The 14,776-nt window shown below is 65.3% G+C and carries 14 protein-coding genes and 1 tRNA gene; 5 read left to right on the top strand and 10 right to left on the bottom strand.

What is annotated here, in order from left to right; genetic code table 11:
- Window positions 1-35: 35 nt before the first annotated feature.
- Complete coding sequence (gene aceE / locus ACFQB0_RS06420) at window positions 36-2,762, bottom strand: pyruvate dehydrogenase (acetyl-transferring), homodimeric type (protein ID WP_386728961.1); 2,727 nt, start codon at window positions 2,760-2,762, stop codon at window positions 36-38.
- 180 nt (window positions 2,763-2,942) lie between these two features.
- Between aceE and ACFQB0_RS06415 the strand changes: the two genes are divergently transcribed.
- A complete protein-coding gene (locus ACFQB0_RS06415) occupies window positions 2,943-3,419 on the top strand; it encodes a peroxiredoxin (RefSeq protein ID WP_386728959.1) in 477 nt (158 codons plus the stop codon).
- A gap of 116 nt (window positions 3,420-3,535) precedes the next feature.
- On the opposite strand, the gene ACFQB0_RS06410 is transcribed toward ACFQB0_RS06415, so the two are convergent.
- Window positions 3,536-4,270, bottom strand: coding sequence for a hypothetical protein (locus tag ACFQB0_RS06410; RefSeq protein WP_386728956.1), 735 nt, complete (start codon window positions 4,268-4,270; stop codon window positions 3,536-3,538).
- A gap of 106 nt (window positions 4,271-4,376) precedes the next feature.
- Between ACFQB0_RS06410 and ACFQB0_RS06405 the strand changes: the two genes are divergently transcribed.
- Window positions 4,377-4,452, top strand: a tRNA-Val gene (locus tag ACFQB0_RS06405).
- Between the two features lie 220 nt (window positions 4,453-4,672).
- Here the strand turns inward: ACFQB0_RS06405 and gap are convergent.
- A complete protein-coding gene (gene gap / locus ACFQB0_RS06400) occupies window positions 4,673-5,671 on the bottom strand; it encodes a type I glyceraldehyde-3-phosphate dehydrogenase (RefSeq protein ID WP_386728953.1) in 999 nt (332 codons plus the stop codon).
- 94 nt (window positions 5,672-5,765) lie between these two features.
- On the opposite strand from gap, the gene ACFQB0_RS06395 reads away from it, so the two are divergent.
- Window positions 5,766-6,218, top strand: coding sequence for a MarR family winged helix-turn-helix transcriptional regulator (locus ACFQB0_RS06395; RefSeq protein ID WP_386728950.1), 453 nt, complete (start codon window positions 5,766-5,768; stop codon window positions 6,216-6,218).
- Window positions 6,219-6,275: 57 nt separating this feature from the next.
- On the opposite strand, the gene ACFQB0_RS06390 is transcribed toward ACFQB0_RS06395, so the two are convergent.
- Window positions 6,276-6,842, bottom strand: a complete 567-nt coding sequence (locus ACFQB0_RS06390) for a TetR/AcrR family transcriptional regulator (RefSeq protein WP_386728948.1) — start codon at window positions 6,840-6,842, stop codon at window positions 6,276-6,278.
- Window positions 6,843-6,913: 71 nt separating this feature from the next.
- On the opposite strand from ACFQB0_RS06390, the gene ACFQB0_RS06385 reads away from it, so the two are divergent.
- Entirely contained in the window at window positions 6,914-7,489 is a 576-nt protein-coding gene (locus ACFQB0_RS06385; RefSeq protein ID WP_386728947.1) for a dihydrofolate reductase family protein, read from the top strand.
- A gap of 98 nt (window positions 7,490-7,587) precedes the next feature.
- Here ACFQB0_RS06385 and ACFQB0_RS06380 read toward each other — a convergent pair whose 3' ends face one another.
- The 5 genes from ACFQB0_RS06380 to ACFQB0_RS06360 form a co-directional block, all read right to left on the bottom strand.
- Window positions 7,588-8,025 (bottom strand): hypothetical protein, encoded by a 438-nt coding sequence (locus ACFQB0_RS06380; RefSeq protein WP_386728944.1) that lies wholly within the window; start codon window positions 8,023-8,025, stop codon window positions 7,588-7,590.
- A gap of 295 nt (window positions 8,026-8,320) precedes the next feature.
- Complete coding sequence (gene soxR / locus ACFQB0_RS06375) at window positions 8,321-8,779, bottom strand: redox-sensitive transcriptional activator SoxR (RefSeq protein WP_386728942.1); 459 nt, start codon at window positions 8,777-8,779, stop codon at window positions 8,321-8,323.
- Window positions 8,776-10,329 carry an MFS transporter gene (locus ACFQB0_RS06370; RefSeq protein ID WP_386728940.1) on the bottom strand — a complete coding sequence of 518 codons (1,554 nt, stop codon included), beginning with the start codon at window positions 10,327-10,329 and terminating at the stop codon, window positions 8,776-8,778. Before ACFQB0_RS06370 ends, soxR begins: the two co-directional genes overlap by 4 nt.
- A gap of 298 nt (window positions 10,330-10,627) precedes the next feature.
- Window positions 10,628-11,641 (bottom strand): MFS transporter, encoded by a 1,014-nt coding sequence (locus ACFQB0_RS06365; protein WP_386728937.1) that lies wholly within the window; start codon window positions 11,639-11,641, stop codon window positions 10,628-10,630.
- A gap of 10 nt (window positions 11,642-11,651) precedes the next feature.
- Window positions 11,652-12,920 (bottom strand): MFS transporter, encoded by a 1,269-nt coding sequence (locus tag ACFQB0_RS06360; RefSeq protein WP_386728935.1) that lies wholly within the window; start codon window positions 12,918-12,920, stop codon window positions 11,652-11,654.
- 71 nt (window positions 12,921-12,991) lie between these two features.
- Between ACFQB0_RS06360 and ACFQB0_RS06355 the strand changes: the two genes are divergently transcribed.
- On the top strand, window positions 12,992-13,960 hold the full coding sequence (locus tag ACFQB0_RS06355) for a GlxA family transcriptional regulator (RefSeq protein ID WP_386728932.1): 969 nt from the start codon (window positions 12,992-12,994) through the stop codon (window positions 13,958-13,960).
- 180 nt (window positions 13,961-14,140) lie between these two features.
- Here ACFQB0_RS06355 and ACFQB0_RS06350 read toward each other — a convergent pair whose 3' ends face one another.
- Window positions 14,141-14,734 carry a TetR/AcrR family transcriptional regulator gene (locus tag ACFQB0_RS06350; protein WP_386728929.1) on the bottom strand — a complete coding sequence of 198 codons (594 nt, stop codon included), beginning with the start codon at window positions 14,732-14,734 and terminating at the stop codon, window positions 14,141-14,143.
- Window positions 14,735-14,776: the final 42 nt, after the last annotated feature.

Genomic DNA, 14,776 nt, shown 5'->3' with positions numbered 1-14,776 from the left:
CTTCCTTGGTTTTCGGAGTGGGCGGCACGGGGCGGTTAGCTCTCGCCCCCGGCCGAGCCGGTCGTGCCGGCGTTCACGTCGTGGAGACGATACTTCCCGATGGCCTGCGACGGAAGGTTGCGGTCGACCTCACCGCGGGCCGCAAGCATCTCGAGTGTGCGCACGACGACAGACGGTCCGTCGATCGTGAAGAATCGACGGGCGGCGGCACGGGTGTCGGAGAAGCCGAAGCCGTCGGCCCCGAGCGTCGCGTACTGCCCGGGAACGAACTGGCGGATCTGGTCCGGCACGCTGTGCGAGAAGTCCGTCACCGCGACGAACGGCCCTTGCGCGCCGCCGAGCTTCTGCCACACGTATGGCGTTCGCGGCGCGGCGTCCGGGTTCAGGAAGTTGTGCTCGTCGGCTGCGAGGCCGTCGCGGCGCAGTTCCGACCAGGAGGTGACCGACCAGACGTCTGCCGAGACGCCCCAATCTTCGGCGAGCAGCTGTTGTGCTTCGAGAATCCATGGGACGGCTACGCCGGATGCCAGCAACTGGGCTTTCGGGCCGGAGACGGCCGACTCCGAAAGCTTGTAGATGCCGCGCACGACGCCGTCGACGTCGAGATTCTCCGGCTCGGCAGGGTGGATGATCGGCTCGTTGTAGACGGTGAGATAGTACATGACGTTCGGGTCGGGGTGGACGCCGCCGTACATGCGCTCCAGGCCACTGTGGACGATGTGCCCGATCTCGTATCCGTATGCCGGATCGTAGGACACCACGGCCGGATTCGTCGAGGACAGGACGAGCGAGTGACCGTCGGCGTGTTGCAGGCCCTCGCCCGTCAGCGTGGTGCGACCGGCGGTCGCACCGATCATGAAGCCACGGGTCATCTGGTCGCCGGCCGCCCAGATCGCGTCGCCGGTGCGCTGGAAGCCGAACATCGAGTAGAACACGTAGACCGGGATGAGCGGCTCGCCCTGCGTCGAGTACGACGTTCCCACGCTGGTGAAGGCCGCGATGGCCCCTGCCTCGTTGATGCCGACGTGCAGGATCTGTCCCTGCGGGCTCTCCTTGTAGGCGAGGAGGAGCTCACGGTCGACGGAGGTGTAGTGCTGTCCGTTCGGGTTGTAGATCTTCGCGGTCGGGAAGAACGCGTCGATTCCGAAGGTGCGCGCCTCGTCGGGGATGATCGGCACGATGCGGTGACCGAAGTCCTTCGAGCGGATGAGGTCCTTGAGCAGGCGGACGAAGGCCATGGTGGTGGCGATCTCCTGCGTTCCGGATCCCTTCTTCGAGACCGCGTACGCCGAGTCGTCCGGCAGGTTGAGCTGCGTGTACTTGACGCGGCGTTCCGGCAGGTAACCGCCGAGCGCGCGACGGCGCTCATGCAGATACTGGATGGCCTCGTCTTGCTCGCCCGGGTTGTAGTACGGCGGCAGGTATGGGTTCTCCTCGAGCTGAGCGTCCGTGATCGGGATGCGCATAGCGTCGCGGAACGTCTTCAGATTGTCGAGCGTCATCTTCTTCATCTGGTGAGTCGCATTGCGGCCCTCGAAGGACGGCCCGAGGCCATAGCCCTTGATGGTCTTGGCGAGGATGACAGTCGGCTGGCCTGTGTGCTCCGAAGCGGCTTTGAACGCGGCGTAGACCTTGCGGTAGTCGTGACCGCCGCGTTTGAGCCCCCAGACCTCGTCGTCGCTCAGGTGGCTGACGAGCTCGAGGGCGCGCGGGTCGCGTCCGAAGAAGTTCTCGCGCACGTAGGCTCCCGACTCGGCCTTGTAGGTCTGGTAGTCGCCGTCAGGGGTGACGTTCATGAGCGTGCGCAGCGCGCCGTCGTTGTCGCGGGCGAGGAGGTCGTCCCATTCGCGACCCCAGACGACCTTGATGACGTTCCAGCCGGCACCGCGGAAGAAGCTCTCGAGCTCCTGGATGATCTTGCCGTTTCCGCGCACCGGTCCGTCGAGACGCTGCAGGTTGCAGTTGATGACGAAATTGAGGTTGTCGAGACCATCGTTCGCTGCCACCTGGAGCTGCCCGCGGCTCTCGACCTCGTCCATCTCGCCATCGCCGAGGAACGCCCAGACCTGCTGGTCGCTCGCGTCCTTGATGCCGCGGTTGGTGAGGTATCTGTTGAGCTGTGCCTGGTAGATCGCGTTGATGGGTCCGAGACCCATGGAAACCGTGGGGAACTGCCAGAACTCGGGCATGAGCCGTGGGTGCGGGTACGACGACAGACCGTTGGGAGCGTGCGACTTCTCCTGACGGAAGCCGTCGAGCTGATCGGCGCTCAAGCGGCCCTCGAGGAAGGCGCGGGCATAGGTGCCGGGGGAGGCGTGGCCCTGGATGAAGATCTGGTCGCCGCCGCCGGGGTGGTCCTGGCCGCGAAAGAAGTGGTTGAATCCGACCTCGTAGAGCGCCGCCGAGGACGCATAGGTGGAGATGTGGCCGCCCACCGCGATGCCGGGTCGCTGGGCGCGGTGCACGAGCACGGCTGCGTTCCAGCGGATCCAGGCGCGGTAGCGGCGCTCGATCTCCTCGTTACCGGGGAACTCCGGCTCGTTCTCGGGCGCGATCGTGTTCAGGTAATCGGTGGTCGGTACCATCGGAACGCCGAGATGGAGCTCCTTCGAGCGCTTCAGCAGGCTGAGCATGATCTCTCTCGCGCGCTCGTGGCCGTGAGCCGCGACGAGCGAGTCGAGCGATTCATTCCACTCGGCGGTCTCCTCCGGATCCGAATCCACGTGACTTACCGAGTACGGGTCCTGGTCGTTGACAGTCACACTCGACCTTTCTGTGTGTGGGCAGATCGTGCCTCAAGGAGCGTGCCGCACTATTCAGCAGGTCGGATCACGACCAGGCACCACGCCATCCTATTGATTCTATTTCAGGCGCGCTCGTACGCGACGGGGTTAGGATACGTGCTTGCGACTGTGCCGCACTCGGCCGGAAAGGAACGAACCATGGCACTGGAGAACGACACCCAGGCACCCGACTTCGAACTCGCCAACCAATTCGGCGAAGTCGTCCAGCTCAGCCGCTACCGCGGACGCAAGGCGGTGGCCATCGTCTTCTTCCCGCTCGCGTTCTCTGGAATCTGCAGCGGAGAGCTCTGCCAGCTGCGCGACAACTTTGCGTTGTTCACCGATCACGACGTGGAGATCATCGGCATCTCGGTCGATTCCAAACACACCCTGCGCGCGTGGGCCGAACAGGAAGGGTACGGATTCCAGCTACTCGCCGACTTCTGGCCGCACGGCGATGTCGCCAAGGAGTACGGCGTCTTCCTCGAGGACAAGGGTTTCGCGAACAGGGCGACATTCTTCATCGACGCGCAGGGCATCATCCGGGCGAGTTTCATCACTGCGCCGGGTGAGGCGCGTTCTCTCGCCGCCTACCGGTCTGCTCTTGAGGAGCTGCGCCTCAGCGTCTCGGCTTAGCTGGCAGGCGGTCTCTTCACTTTCGCGCCAATTCCTGCGTTCCGCGCCGCCAGGAATGGCGCAGAACACAGGAATTGGCGTAGAACCAGGGCCAGCGTGAGTTCCTCCGATGCGCACTAGCCGAGGATGTTCACGGCGCGCGAGATCACGAGCGCGAGCAGGATGAATCCTGTGAGCGCCTGGACGGCCATGAACATCTTCGTGCGCGTGCGCAATGGCATCGCGTCCGTGGGGCTGAACGCCATCATGTTCGTGAGCGACACGTAGAGATAGTCGACGAAGCCGGGTCTCCAGTCGCCCCGTTGCGACGACTGCCGGGTGACCTCGACGACGGCGTCCCTGTGATCGTCCTGCGGGAAGGCGAAGTCGGCGGGTGGAAGCTGGTCGCGTGACAGCGTTCCGCGAGCGACAGGACCGCCGCGGTCGAGATCCCAGTAGAGCAGGCCGAAGGCGATGACATTGGTGACCCACACTTGCAGAGCGGTCAGCAGCACGCGCGGGCCGTTCGCGGTTCCGCTGAGAAGTTCGCCGATGACCGAGAGCACGTTGATCTGATTCGCCACCACGAGGAGTGACGTCAGAACGATCGACATCCAGCGAGACCATTGTGTCTCTCTGCTGAGGCGATGAGGGTTGAGCACGAAGAGCGGCAGCAGGATGAGCAGGACCAAAGCGATCGCGAGGTAGCGCAGCGCTGCCGTCCCAGGATTGCTGACGAGGGCGTAGAGCGCGAGCGCGACGACGAGGCCAGTCAGGGCAGGCCAGCGCGTCTCCGCACGGCGCTCCTGGTCGGGGGATGCCTGAGCTTGGCTGGTGTCGTGATCGGATCCTGGGGCGTGAGGGTCGTCCATGCCGCGAGTGTATGCGCCACGGCTCGTTCATGCACCTCGGCACGCTGCATCCGTTCGCGCGTCGATATGATGGTCGAGAAGTCGCGAGCACTCAAGTGCTTGCGATGGGCCTTTAGCTCAGTTGGTAGAGCGCCACGTTTACACCGTGGATGTCATCGGTTCGAGCCCGGTAGGGCCCACCAGAGCGTCGTTGTTCAAACCGACGACGTTTCCGGTTTGAAGTCCAGATTCCGCCGTCTGGTGCTGTCGTGTGGAGGTCGTTACCGATGGTGGTCATGGCGACGTTGACGATGAAGATGTCGGCGATGGAGAGTGCGTATCCAGAGAGGAGCACGGCGAGACCGGCACCGCGAAGGCGCGGTGTGTGGGTGCGGACATGCTGGTCGTCACGGTTCGCCCACCTCAGCCGATCAGCGAGACGAGGTCGAGGAGCCGGTTGGAGTAGCCCCATTCGTTGTCGTACCAGCCGACGACCTTGACCTGGCGTCCGTTCACGCGTGTGAGGCCGGCGTCGAACACGCACGATGCCGGGTCTCCGACGATGTCCGAACTCACCAGCGGTGCGTCCGTGTAGTGCAGGACTCCGGCCATCGTTGTTCGTGCGGCTTGCGCGAAGTGCTGGTTGATCTCCTCCACGCTCGTGCCACGCTCGACGGTCACGGTGAGGTCGGTGATGGACCCGACGGGTACCGGGACTCGTAACGCGTATGCGTCGAGGCGTCCGGCAAGTTCCGGCAGGACCAGCCCGATCGCTTTGGCAGCGCCGCTGGAGGTGGGGACGATGTTGAGCGCGGCGGCACGGGCCCGGCGTAGGTCTTTGTGTGGTCCGTCGTGAAGGTTCTGATCCTGGGTGTAGGCGTGGACGGTGGTCATCATGCCCCCGGTGATTCCCACGGTGTCGTGGAGGACCTTGACCAGCACGGCCAGGCAGTTGGTCGTGCAGGAAGCATTCGAGATCACCGTGTGCTTGTCGGCGTCGTAGGTGTCCTCGTTTACCCCGAGAACCACCGTGGCGTCCTCGCCCGTTGCCGGGGCGGCGATGATGACCTTCCGTGCGCCGGCATCGATATGGCCGCGGGCGCGGGCAGCGTCGGTGAACACGCCGGTCGCCTCGATCACGATATCGACACCAAGAGCACCCCAGGACAGCGATGCGGGATCCCGCTTGCTCAGGAACCGCACCGGTTGCCCGTCGATCACCAGGTCATCGCCGGAGACGGTCACGTCACCGGGGAACCGGCCCAGCACGGAGTCGTGCCGGAGAAGGTGCGCCATCGTCTCCGGTGCCCCCAGGTCGTTCACCGCGACGATCTGCACATCCGTCCCTGCACGGGCCGCGAGGGCGCGAACAACGTTTCTCCCGATCCGGCCCAACCCGTTGATCCCCACGCGCACTGTCATCTGTCTGCTCTCCGATCCGAGGCTCCGCCACCGGGCGGTGGTCACCATCACGATAACATAAGAAATTTATCTAAACTGTTGATACGATCGACGGGTGAGTGAGCTGGACGTGGATGCGCTGGTCGGGACGATCGTGGACTTCAACCGCTTCTTCATCCGACTGCCGATGAGGGAGAAGTTGCCGTTCACGACCCTGTCGGTCATCGACACGCTCGCCAGCACCGGACGGCCCATGCGCCTGTCGGAGTTGACCAAGACCGAACAGGTCACCCAGCCCCGCTTGACACAGCTCATCGCTCAGCTCGAACGCGACGGCCTCGTTGCCCGGGAACCCGACCCCCGGGATCGTCGCGCGACGCTGATCCAGCTCACCGAAGAAGGCCACCGGATCACCCGCTCCCGTCACCAAGACCGCGTCGACCGCCTGCGTCCCCTGGTCGCCCAGCTCACCGACGAGCAGCGCAAAGCCCTCGCCGGCGTCCTCCCGGCGCTTCGACACCTCACCGAACTCGCGGATGAGCCCCGCCCGGGAACGGTTGATAAATAGTTGTTGCTGGCCAGAAGGTTGTTGACGCGCGCTTCTTCGTAGGGCTGAAACCCGGGGTCACTGGAGGATGCGGTCGACCAACTCGTCTATGGCGGCGTCGACGGACAGTCCGGTGTCGAGTGGCGCGGTAAGGTGATCGAGCATGAGTCCGTCAACGGCGTAGTGAAACAGGGCGATCTCGGTTCGCCCTCCGGGCAGACCGGAGTCGCCGTTGAACGCGACATCTTCCTGGAATGCTCGTTGTCGCCACGCTCCGAGCGTTGCGGCGATAGCGGGGCGTCGAGCAGCTTCCAACCGAAGCTCGAAGAGGGCGAGTGGCACGTGCGGGTCAGCGCTGAGTCGTCGCACGACGTCGCGCAGGTAGTCGGCAAATAGTGCCCGGTCAGGAGACCGGGCGTTACGCGAAGGAACGGCCTCGGGATCGGGCGTGAGTCGCTCTCCGATGCGGTCGACTAGTGCGGAGATGAGATCGTCGCGGGTCGGGAAGTAGTTCGAGGCGGTGCCGCGTGGCGTGCCGGCCGCGGCGTCGACAGCGCGGTGGGTGAGACCGCGGGCTCCCTCCTCGGCGAGCACGCGGATCCCAGCGTCGGCAAGAGCGGAGCGTCGTTCGTCGTTGCGAGCCATATCGCCAATGCTAGCCAAACCACGACTCCTGTTGTACTCTAACCACGACAAATGTCGTGATTGGAGACGCTATGCGAGACCTCGTCTATTACGTCGCCGTCAGCATCGACGGATATATCGCTGACCCGGCAGGCGGGTTCGATGCATTCCTCGTCGAAGGCGACCATGCGTCGGTGGTGTTCGACGAATACGCGGATGCGCTACCCGCGCATGCACACGCAGCGTTGGGAATCGAGCCGCCAAGAACGCGATTCGACACGGTGATCATGGGGTGGAACACGCTCACCCCCGCACTCGATATCGGTATCGCCAGTCCCTATCCGCACCTACGTCAGATCGTCGCGAGCCGCCACCCACGCGACGTCGACCCGGCAATCACCCTCACCGACGATCCACTCGCCATGGCGCGCAGCCTGAAGCAGGAAGACGGCCTGGACGTCTGGCTCTGCGGTGGCGGCGAGCTCGCAGGCACGCTCCTGCCGGAGATCGACCACCTCGTCCTGAAACGCAACCCCATCGTCTTCGGCTCCGGCATCTCCATATTCGGCAACGTCCCCTACGAACCGCGCGCGTTCGCTCTGACCGGAACCCGCTCGTTCGAATCGGGTGTCGTGATCGAGGAGTACGTCTCCCGTGGCGGCGCGTGACCACATCATCAACTATCAACCGCGCGATCCGGAGACGTTGGCGCGGGGTCAAAGCGGCATTAGCGATGGGACATCGAGGACCTCCTCGTCGGAACGGGTCAGGTCCGCTTGCGGCTCGCGATCTCGTCAGAGAGCTGCTGCACACGGGCGGGGTCCGCGTCCCGGGCAAGGGCGACGTAGTGGTCCATGACGGCCGGCCGGTAGCGCACGGGCAACGTCTGTCCTGGGGCGAGCCGGGTGAGCTCGGTGATCGTGAGGCCTTCGTCTGCGATACCGCGGAACGATATGCCGTCGGCGGTCTCCACGTCGAACATCAGGACCACGCGTGGATTGCTGTTGACCTCCCGCCAGTCGACGAGAACCCCGAGCGCAAGCGCCCCCGTACGCAGTTCCGCATTGCGCTTCCGTGCATCACTGCTCAGGAACGGATTCGGGGCGACGCCCGGGAAGTCGGGCCCGACGCCGAGCGATTCCCGACTCAGGTCGGGCCTGAGCTGCTCCATCAGATCGTTGAACTTCTTCTTCGAACCGAACATCCTGACCTCTCCCTCACACCGATGCCGGAATCTCGGCCTGGCGCTTCGCCTCACCGCGATTGTACGTCGTGGCCATTCCCTTCCGGCCAGGGCGTCCCGTCGGTATCGGGAGCATCCCCTCGATCAACGACGACTGGGCATCCGAGAGCAACTAAAAACGCGACACGGGACCAAGTTCAAGCCAGAACACTCAACCTTTGTCAGACACACTAGCTGTAGTTCGACAACTCGGTCGAGCCATCAGCGTGCCTCGTGCGCCGTGATGGCTCGGTGTTGAGTCCGGTTGCTGTGGAGGTCATGTTCCGTTGAGGAGTCGGCGTGGGCCGGCGCCGGTTTCTCCGAGCTGGTCGTTCTGGTTGGCGAGCAGGCAGCGGTCGATGGACAGACATCCGCAGCCGACGCAATCGGTGAACTTGTCCCTGAGCTGTTCGAGGTGTTTGATTCGTCGATCGAGTTCGGTCTTCCATTCTGCGGTCAATCGCTCCCAGTCCTGCCGGGTAGGCGCTCGGTCGCTCGGGAGGATCTCCAGTTGCTCGCGAAGTGTTGCGAGGGAGATGCCGACTTGCTGCGCGATCTGGATCAGGGCGACCCGGCGCAGAACATCTCGTCGGTAGCGGCGCTGGTTACCGGAGGTGCGGGTGCTGGTGATGAGGCCCTGACGTTCGTAGAAGTGCAGCGCGGACACGGCGGCGCCGGAGCGTGCCGCCACCTCGCCGACGGTGAGTTCGGTCTGTTGCCAGTTCGGTCGTTTCATTCGCCGGTCCGCGCTTCCTTGTCATCGATGGCCGGGGTCGGACGGGAACGGTTGAGGAGCACGGAGACCAGGGTTCCCGTCAGCAGGAGGAGGCCGATGTTGATGCCGGCGACGAGGTGGAGCCCTTCGGTGAAGGCCTGCCGCGCTGCGGTCAGGAGTTCGACGGCGGCGAGTTCAGGAAGGGTCTCTGCCGCGGCCACGGCGCCGGCGAGGGTGTCGGTGACCGCTGCTGCATCCTCGGCTGGCAGGGCAGTGGCGGCAGATGGCGGGAGCCGGGTATGGAACATGGCCGTGCCGATGCTTCCGAGGACGGCGATGCCGAGGGCTCCGCCGAGTTCCGGCGCTGTCTCGGACAGGGCCGATGCCTCGCCTGAGCGTTCCGGTGGTGCCGAGCCGACGACGAGGTCGGTGGCGAGGGTCATCATTGCGCCCAGGCCGAGGGAGATCACCACGGCGCTGACGACGAGCACGGGCAGACCACCGCTTGGTGTGACCTGGGTGAGTCCGGCGAACCCAGCGGCGGCGAGGACAAGACCCGAGCTGACGACCCGGCCGGGGCGCGCCCAGCGGATCAGCATCGGGGCGAGGGTGGACCCGACGATCACGCCGGCGGCTGCGGGCACGGTCCATAGGCCGGCTTGTAAAGGTGAGAGCCCGAAGACGAGCTGGAGATACTGCGCGAGGTAGAAGTTGATCCCGAACAACGCGAACACCCCGAACAACAAGGCACCGAGTGACACGCTGAAGGCGGACGAACGGAACAGCGTCAAGTCCACCAGGGGCGCATCGAGCCGCCGCTGGCGGCGGATGAACACCCCGCCCATGAGCAGGCCCACCACGGTCATGCCGGCGCTGAGCCACCACTGCCCGCCTTCGGCGAGGGTCTTGAGCCCAGCGATGACGGCGAGCACCGCGAACAACGACAGCGCAGCACTCGGCACATCCATCCGCGCCGCCTCCGGCCGCCGCGACTCCGGCAGGAGGATCCGGCCGACGATCAAGAACACCACGGTGATCGGTGCGGCGATGAGAAAGACCATGCCCCACCAGTAGTGTTCCAGCACCCACCCCCCGATCAGCGGTCCGATCGCGGTCCCGCCGGCGACGCTGGCGATCACCACCCCGACCGCGACGGTGCGCTGCCGGGAGTCGGCGAACATGGTCGCCACCAGCGCCAACGACGTGGGCATCAGCGTCGCGCCCGCGACCCCGAGCAAGGCGCGGGTGACAATCAGCATCTCAGCGCTATGTGCGTAAGCGGCCGCCACCGAGAGCACCCCGAACGCCGTGGCGCCGATCAGCAGCAACCGCCGTCGCCCGATCCGGTCCCCGAGCGTGCCCATCGTGACGAGGGACCCGGCGAGCAGGAAGCCGTAGATGTCGATCATCCACAGGGACTGCGCGCTGCTCGGAGACAGGTCTTCGGCGATAGCAGGCAACGCCAGATTGGGGATGGTCAGCTCCAGCGACGCCAGTAGCGTCGGCAAGGTCAGCACAGCCAACCCCACCCACTGCCGCCTGCCGGCCAGCACCGATGTCGTCACGCTCATACCGTCAAAACTAGAACCTCAATAATAGTTCAGGTCAAGGCCCGCTCCAGATGAATTCATCCAGGATCGAGCGGCGGACTGGTTCTGAGCGCTGCAATCGGTTGGTGGGACTCGGGTCTCGGCTCGGGGCTGGACTCGAACAATGTCGCGCTGGGCGGAACGCCTGATCTCGATGCGGGTGATGTCGGCCGGTGACTGTTCACGTATCTCCTGTGTATCGTCGCGTGATCGCTGTCCACGCCCTTGTGTGCTCTACAACGCCAGGGGCGAGCTCTTTGGTCTGGTGATCGTTCGGTCGTCAGGGGTTGTCTTCTCTTGGCTGCATGTCGTGCGAACCCTTTAGGTCGACGGCAGCGACGAGTGAGGCCGGGATGGGCCGGAATTGTTGTGGATGGCGTGCGATATGTGTCGCGTATATGGCGACGATCATCGCGAGGAGGGCACCCGCGAGATACAGGGTGGTGAGTGAGCTGTGGTCGAGGAGGGCTCCGCCGAGCAGAGCGCCGAGGGAGATGGTTGCTTGAAACGAAGCCGTGAAGTAGATGGCTGCGGGCTCTGAGTGGTCAGGTAGTGCTTTGCTGAACCATGAGCTTGTCGCGGCAGGTATCGCCCCGTAGGCGGCGCCCCAGATGCTTATCGTGATCACGACGATGGCGTGGTTGGGTGCCAGGATCGTCGCGGTGGTCAGGCTGGCTGCGATAGCGGCTGCGGCGACGGCGAGTGCGGCTTCGGGGCGGGTGGGGGCGAATCGGCCTGCGATCGTGTTGCCTGCGATGCCTGCTGCCCCGTAGACGAGGAGAAGGGCCCCAACGACGGTGGGGTTCAGAAGCGCTTCGTCTTCGAGGAACGGACGCACGTAGGAGTATGTGCCGAAGTGCGCGAGCACGATCAGGGAGGTGCTCAGGAGTCCGGTTTGCACGCCGCGGCGCCTCACGAGTCCCGCGAGGTGACGGAGTCCGAGGGCACCGTGAGGTGCGAGTGGCGGCAGGACGATCGTTGCGGCGATGAGGGTCGCAGCCGTGAGGGCGGCTGCTGCGAGGAACGGCACGCGCCATCCTGCCGCGTCGCCAAGTAGTGTGCCGAGAGGGACACCGAGAACCGATCCGAGTGGTACCGCCGAGAATATGATGGTCGTCGCTCGACGCGCGTGTGCCGTTCCGACAAGTCGCGCACCGATACCGGCGGTGATCGACCAATAGGCGCCGATGACGAATCCGACCAGAACTCGTGCCGCCATCGCTATCGCGAAGTTGGGCGCTACTGCGGCGATGACGTTGGCCACGGTCAGGATCGCGATCAGTGCGATGAGCATGACGCGTCTGTCAACACGGCTGCTCGCTGCCGTCGCCAAGGGTGCCGCGATGGCCGCGAGGCTCCGGGTTCTTTGTGCGGGTGGAGGTGGCGCCCAGCAGCCAGGCGGTGGAGCCGGCTGCGACCGCGAGCACGAGCAGCAGTGCCTGCGCGGGCTGCCAGCCGAGGGCGGATTGCGCGAGGGTCAGTGCCATGGGTAGTGCGAAGCCCAGGTAGCTGAATGACTGATAGATGGCGGTGGCGGTCCCGAGCCGAGCCGGGTCGGCTACGCGTTGCACTTCGGTCAGACCGGTGAACTGGGCGAGCCCGTACGCGGCGCCCAGGACGAGCGAGGCGAACAGGACCGCCAGGAGAGACGCGGCGGCTGCGGCCCACGCGGCTATGGCAAGGCTGACGACGACGCCGGTCATCGATGACAGGAGCAGGCGTCTGCTCCCCAAGACGGCGAGGCGTGCCGCGAGGGGCTGGATGAGCACTCCCGCGAATGCGGGGAGGGCTGTGGTGACCGCAGCGAACATCAGCCCGGCTCCACCGGCGGAGTCGGCGACCTGAGCGGGGAGGTAGGCCAGGGCGATCGTCGCCGTGCCGAACACCCACGGCGCGAATGGCAGCATCACCACCATCAGGTAGCGGCTCAAGGGCCTCGACGTCGCCTGCGGAGCCGGGAGCCTCTGATCGACTCGTGCGCGCTCGTCGGGGGCCGAGTGCACGGCGATCAGGGCGCATACCGTCACAATCAGCTGTGGCAGGTAGGCGGTGATCGCGGGCTGGGCCGCCCACTGCGCGATGAGCCCGGCTACCAACGGCCCGCCGCCGAAACCGACCGTCATGGCAACGGTCGATCGCCGCGGCCCTGTCTGGGCCAGACCGTGCGATGCGGACAGTTCACGAATCCACGCGGCGCCCGCACCGAACGCGAGGCCGCTGCTGACACCTGCGAGAAGCCGTCCGGGATAGAGGAACCACGTCTGGACCGACCCGAGCATCAACGCCGCCGTCGCCACGATCGAGACCGACAAGGCGGCCTGCACGACACCGCGCCGTCCCGCCCGATCCGACCAGCGTCCGCCGACGAGCAACGCAGGGATCAGGCCGACGGCGTAGAGGGCGAACATCAGACCCGTCGCCGACGATGCGACGCCGTCTCGCTGGTACAGCACGATCAAGGGGGCGAACTGGTTGGCGCCCCAGCCGATGGCGGTCAGCGCCACCGCTGGACGCCACCAGGTCCGGGCGGTGGATCTCACGGATCTTGCCGGGCGCACTGCCGCGTTCGTCATGTGTTCCAGTGTTCGGGCCTGTGAGTGCAAGCAACAGTGACCGATAAGACAGGTAATGTATGATTTCGGTCATGGCGCATAGTGTCGCTCTCGCACTCAGTGATGGAGTACCGATCTTCGAGCTCGCGGCGCCCTGCGCCGTTTTCGGCACCGACCGATCCTGCCTCACCACCGACGACTGGTACGAGTTGAAGGTCTGTGCACCGGCAGGCGCGCGCGTCGACGCCTGGTTCACCGCATCGACGCCCTACACCTACGAGGATCTGCTCCACGCCGACACCGTGATCGTCCCGGCCTGCCACGACGAGGCACTCAACCCGCCAGCCGATCTCGTGGACGCCGTGCGGGAGGCCTACCAGCACGGTGCGCGCATCGTGTCGATCTGCACAGGAGCCTTCGTCCTCGCCGCGGCCGGCCTGCTCAGCGGACGCCGGGCCGCGACCCACTGGCTCCACGCGACCACCCTCGCCGAGCGCTACCCCGACATCGACGTCGACGCGACAGCGCTCTACCTCGACCAAGGACGAGTCCTGACCTCGGCCGGCAAATCCGCGGGCACCGACCTCTGCCTCCACATCGTCCGACAGGACTACGGCGCCCAGATCGCCAACCAAGTGGCCCGACGCCTTGTCGCCCCGCCGCACCGCGAAGGCGGCCAAGGACAATACACGGACCCGTCAGAACCACGCCTGTCCCACGACACCCTCGGGAACGCGATGGACTGGGCCCTCCACCGTCTCGATCAACCAACCACGATCGAGCAACTCGCCGGACGGGCACAACTGAGCGTGCGCACCCTCAACCGGCACTTCCATGCCCGGGTCGGCACGAACCCTCTCGACTGGCTCAATAGCCAACGCGTCCGACGAGCACAGCTACTCCTTGAGACCACCGACCTCGCAATCGAACACGTCGCTGCCCGCTGCGGATTCGGCACGAGCGTCGCGCTCCGGCGACACTTCCGCCAACTCCTCGACACCACGCCCGACAACTATCGCCGAACCTTCAACACCGCCGCCAAAGGCACTCGCATGATGTGACACCAGCGCATTCGCGGAAGACTCGGAGCGGCATGCATGGCCGCGGCCGGCCCAACCGACCCGGCAAGTGCCAGCGTCGATATTGACGAGAGCACCTGTTCGCGGCTTTGTCGGCGGCGGGCGCAGTCCATGGACAGGGGCGGATTTGATGACAGCGGTGCCGGGACCTGTCCGTGATCGTCAACCATCGGTGCCGTGGCCGAGCGTTGCGTCGAGGAGGTGATCGACGTACGCGGCGTCGAGGTGCTCGCCGGTGATCAGCAGCCGGTAGTAGAGCGCTCCGTAGACGAGGTCGATCAGGATCCCGGGTTCGACGTTTTGCCGGTGCGGCTGCTCTCGGGCTACTTGCTCGAGGAGCCTCGTGGCGGCAGCTCGTCGATCGGCGACAAATCGGTCTCGCAGCGCAGTCGCGAGCTCGAGGTCGTGCTGGCTTGCTGCGACGAGCGCGATGAAGGGCCTGCGTGCGGCGGGCTCGTTCATGAGTTCCGCTACACGGTGCACTTGGGTGCGGAATCGCTGGATGGCCGTGCCGGTGGCGGGGGCCGCGAGTTTGTCACTGGTCGCTTCGGTGAAGGCGTCCATCAGGACCGCTGCCTTGTTGGGCCACCATCGGTAGATCGTGTTCTTGCTGACTCCGGCGTGGGCGGCGATCTCGTCGACAGTGAGCCCGGGTAGCCCCTCGTCCGTCAAGAGCTCACGAGCTGCTTGGAGCACGGCGCGGCGCGCCCGTTCGCTGCGCGGCCGTCCGGTCCGCGGGTTTTCATCCGTGTGCATGACGACTACTCTATCAATTACGATACTGATCGATCAGTATCG

Source organism: Luethyella okanaganae (assembly GCF_042660285.1).
Lineage (GTDB): Bacteria > Actinomycetota > Actinomycetes > Actinomycetales > Microbacteriaceae > Luethyella > Luethyella okanaganae.
The sequence above is the reverse complement of the archived record's forward strand: the minus strand, read 5'-3'. Positions and strand labels throughout refer to the sequence as shown.

Excerpts from the sequence above, each read along its gene's own strand:
- ACFQB0_RS06415 (WP_386728959.1), top strand. The coding sequence starts at position 2,943 with ATGGCACTGGAGAACGACACCCAGGCACCCGACTTCGAACTCGCCAAC.
- ACFQB0_RS06410 (WP_386728956.1), bottom strand. The coding sequence starts at position 4,270 with ATGGACGACCCTCACGCCCCAGGATCCGATCACGACACCAGCCAAGCT.
- gap (WP_386728953.1), bottom strand. The coding sequence starts at position 5,671 with ATGACAGTGCGCGTGGGGATCAACGGGTTGGGCCGGATCGGGAGAAAC.
- ACFQB0_RS06390 (WP_386728948.1), bottom strand. The coding sequence starts at position 6,842 with ATGGCTCGCAACGACGAACGACGCTCCGCTCTTGCCGACGCTGGGATC.
- ACFQB0_RS06385 (WP_386728947.1), top strand. The coding sequence starts at position 6,914 with ATGCGAGACCTCGTCTATTACGTCGCCGTCAGCATCGACGGATATATC.
- ACFQB0_RS06380 (WP_386728944.1), bottom strand. The coding sequence starts at position 8,025 with ATGTTCGGTTCGAAGAAGAAGTTCAACGATCTGATGGAGCAGCTCAGG.
- soxR (WP_386728942.1), bottom strand. The coding sequence starts at position 8,779 with ATGAAACGACCGAACTGGCAACAGACCGAACTCACCGTCGGCGAGGTG.
- ACFQB0_RS06370 (WP_386728940.1), bottom strand. The coding sequence starts at position 10,329 with ATGAGCGTGACGACATCGGTGCTGGCCGGCAGGCGGCAGTGGGTGGGG.
- ACFQB0_RS06365 (WP_386728937.1), bottom strand. The coding sequence starts at position 11,641 with ATGCTCATCGCACTGATCGCGATCCTGACCGTGGCCAACGTCATCGCC.
- ACFQB0_RS06360 (WP_386728935.1), bottom strand. The coding sequence starts at position 12,920 with ATGACGAACGCGGCAGTGCGCCCGGCAAGATCCGTGAGATCCACCGCC.
- ACFQB0_RS06355 (WP_386728932.1), top strand. The coding sequence starts at position 12,992 with ATGGCGCATAGTGTCGCTCTCGCACTCAGTGATGGAGTACCGATCTTC.
- ACFQB0_RS06350 (WP_386728929.1), bottom strand. The coding sequence starts at position 14,734 with ATGCACACGGATGAAAACCCGCGGACCGGACGGCCGCGCAGCGAACGG.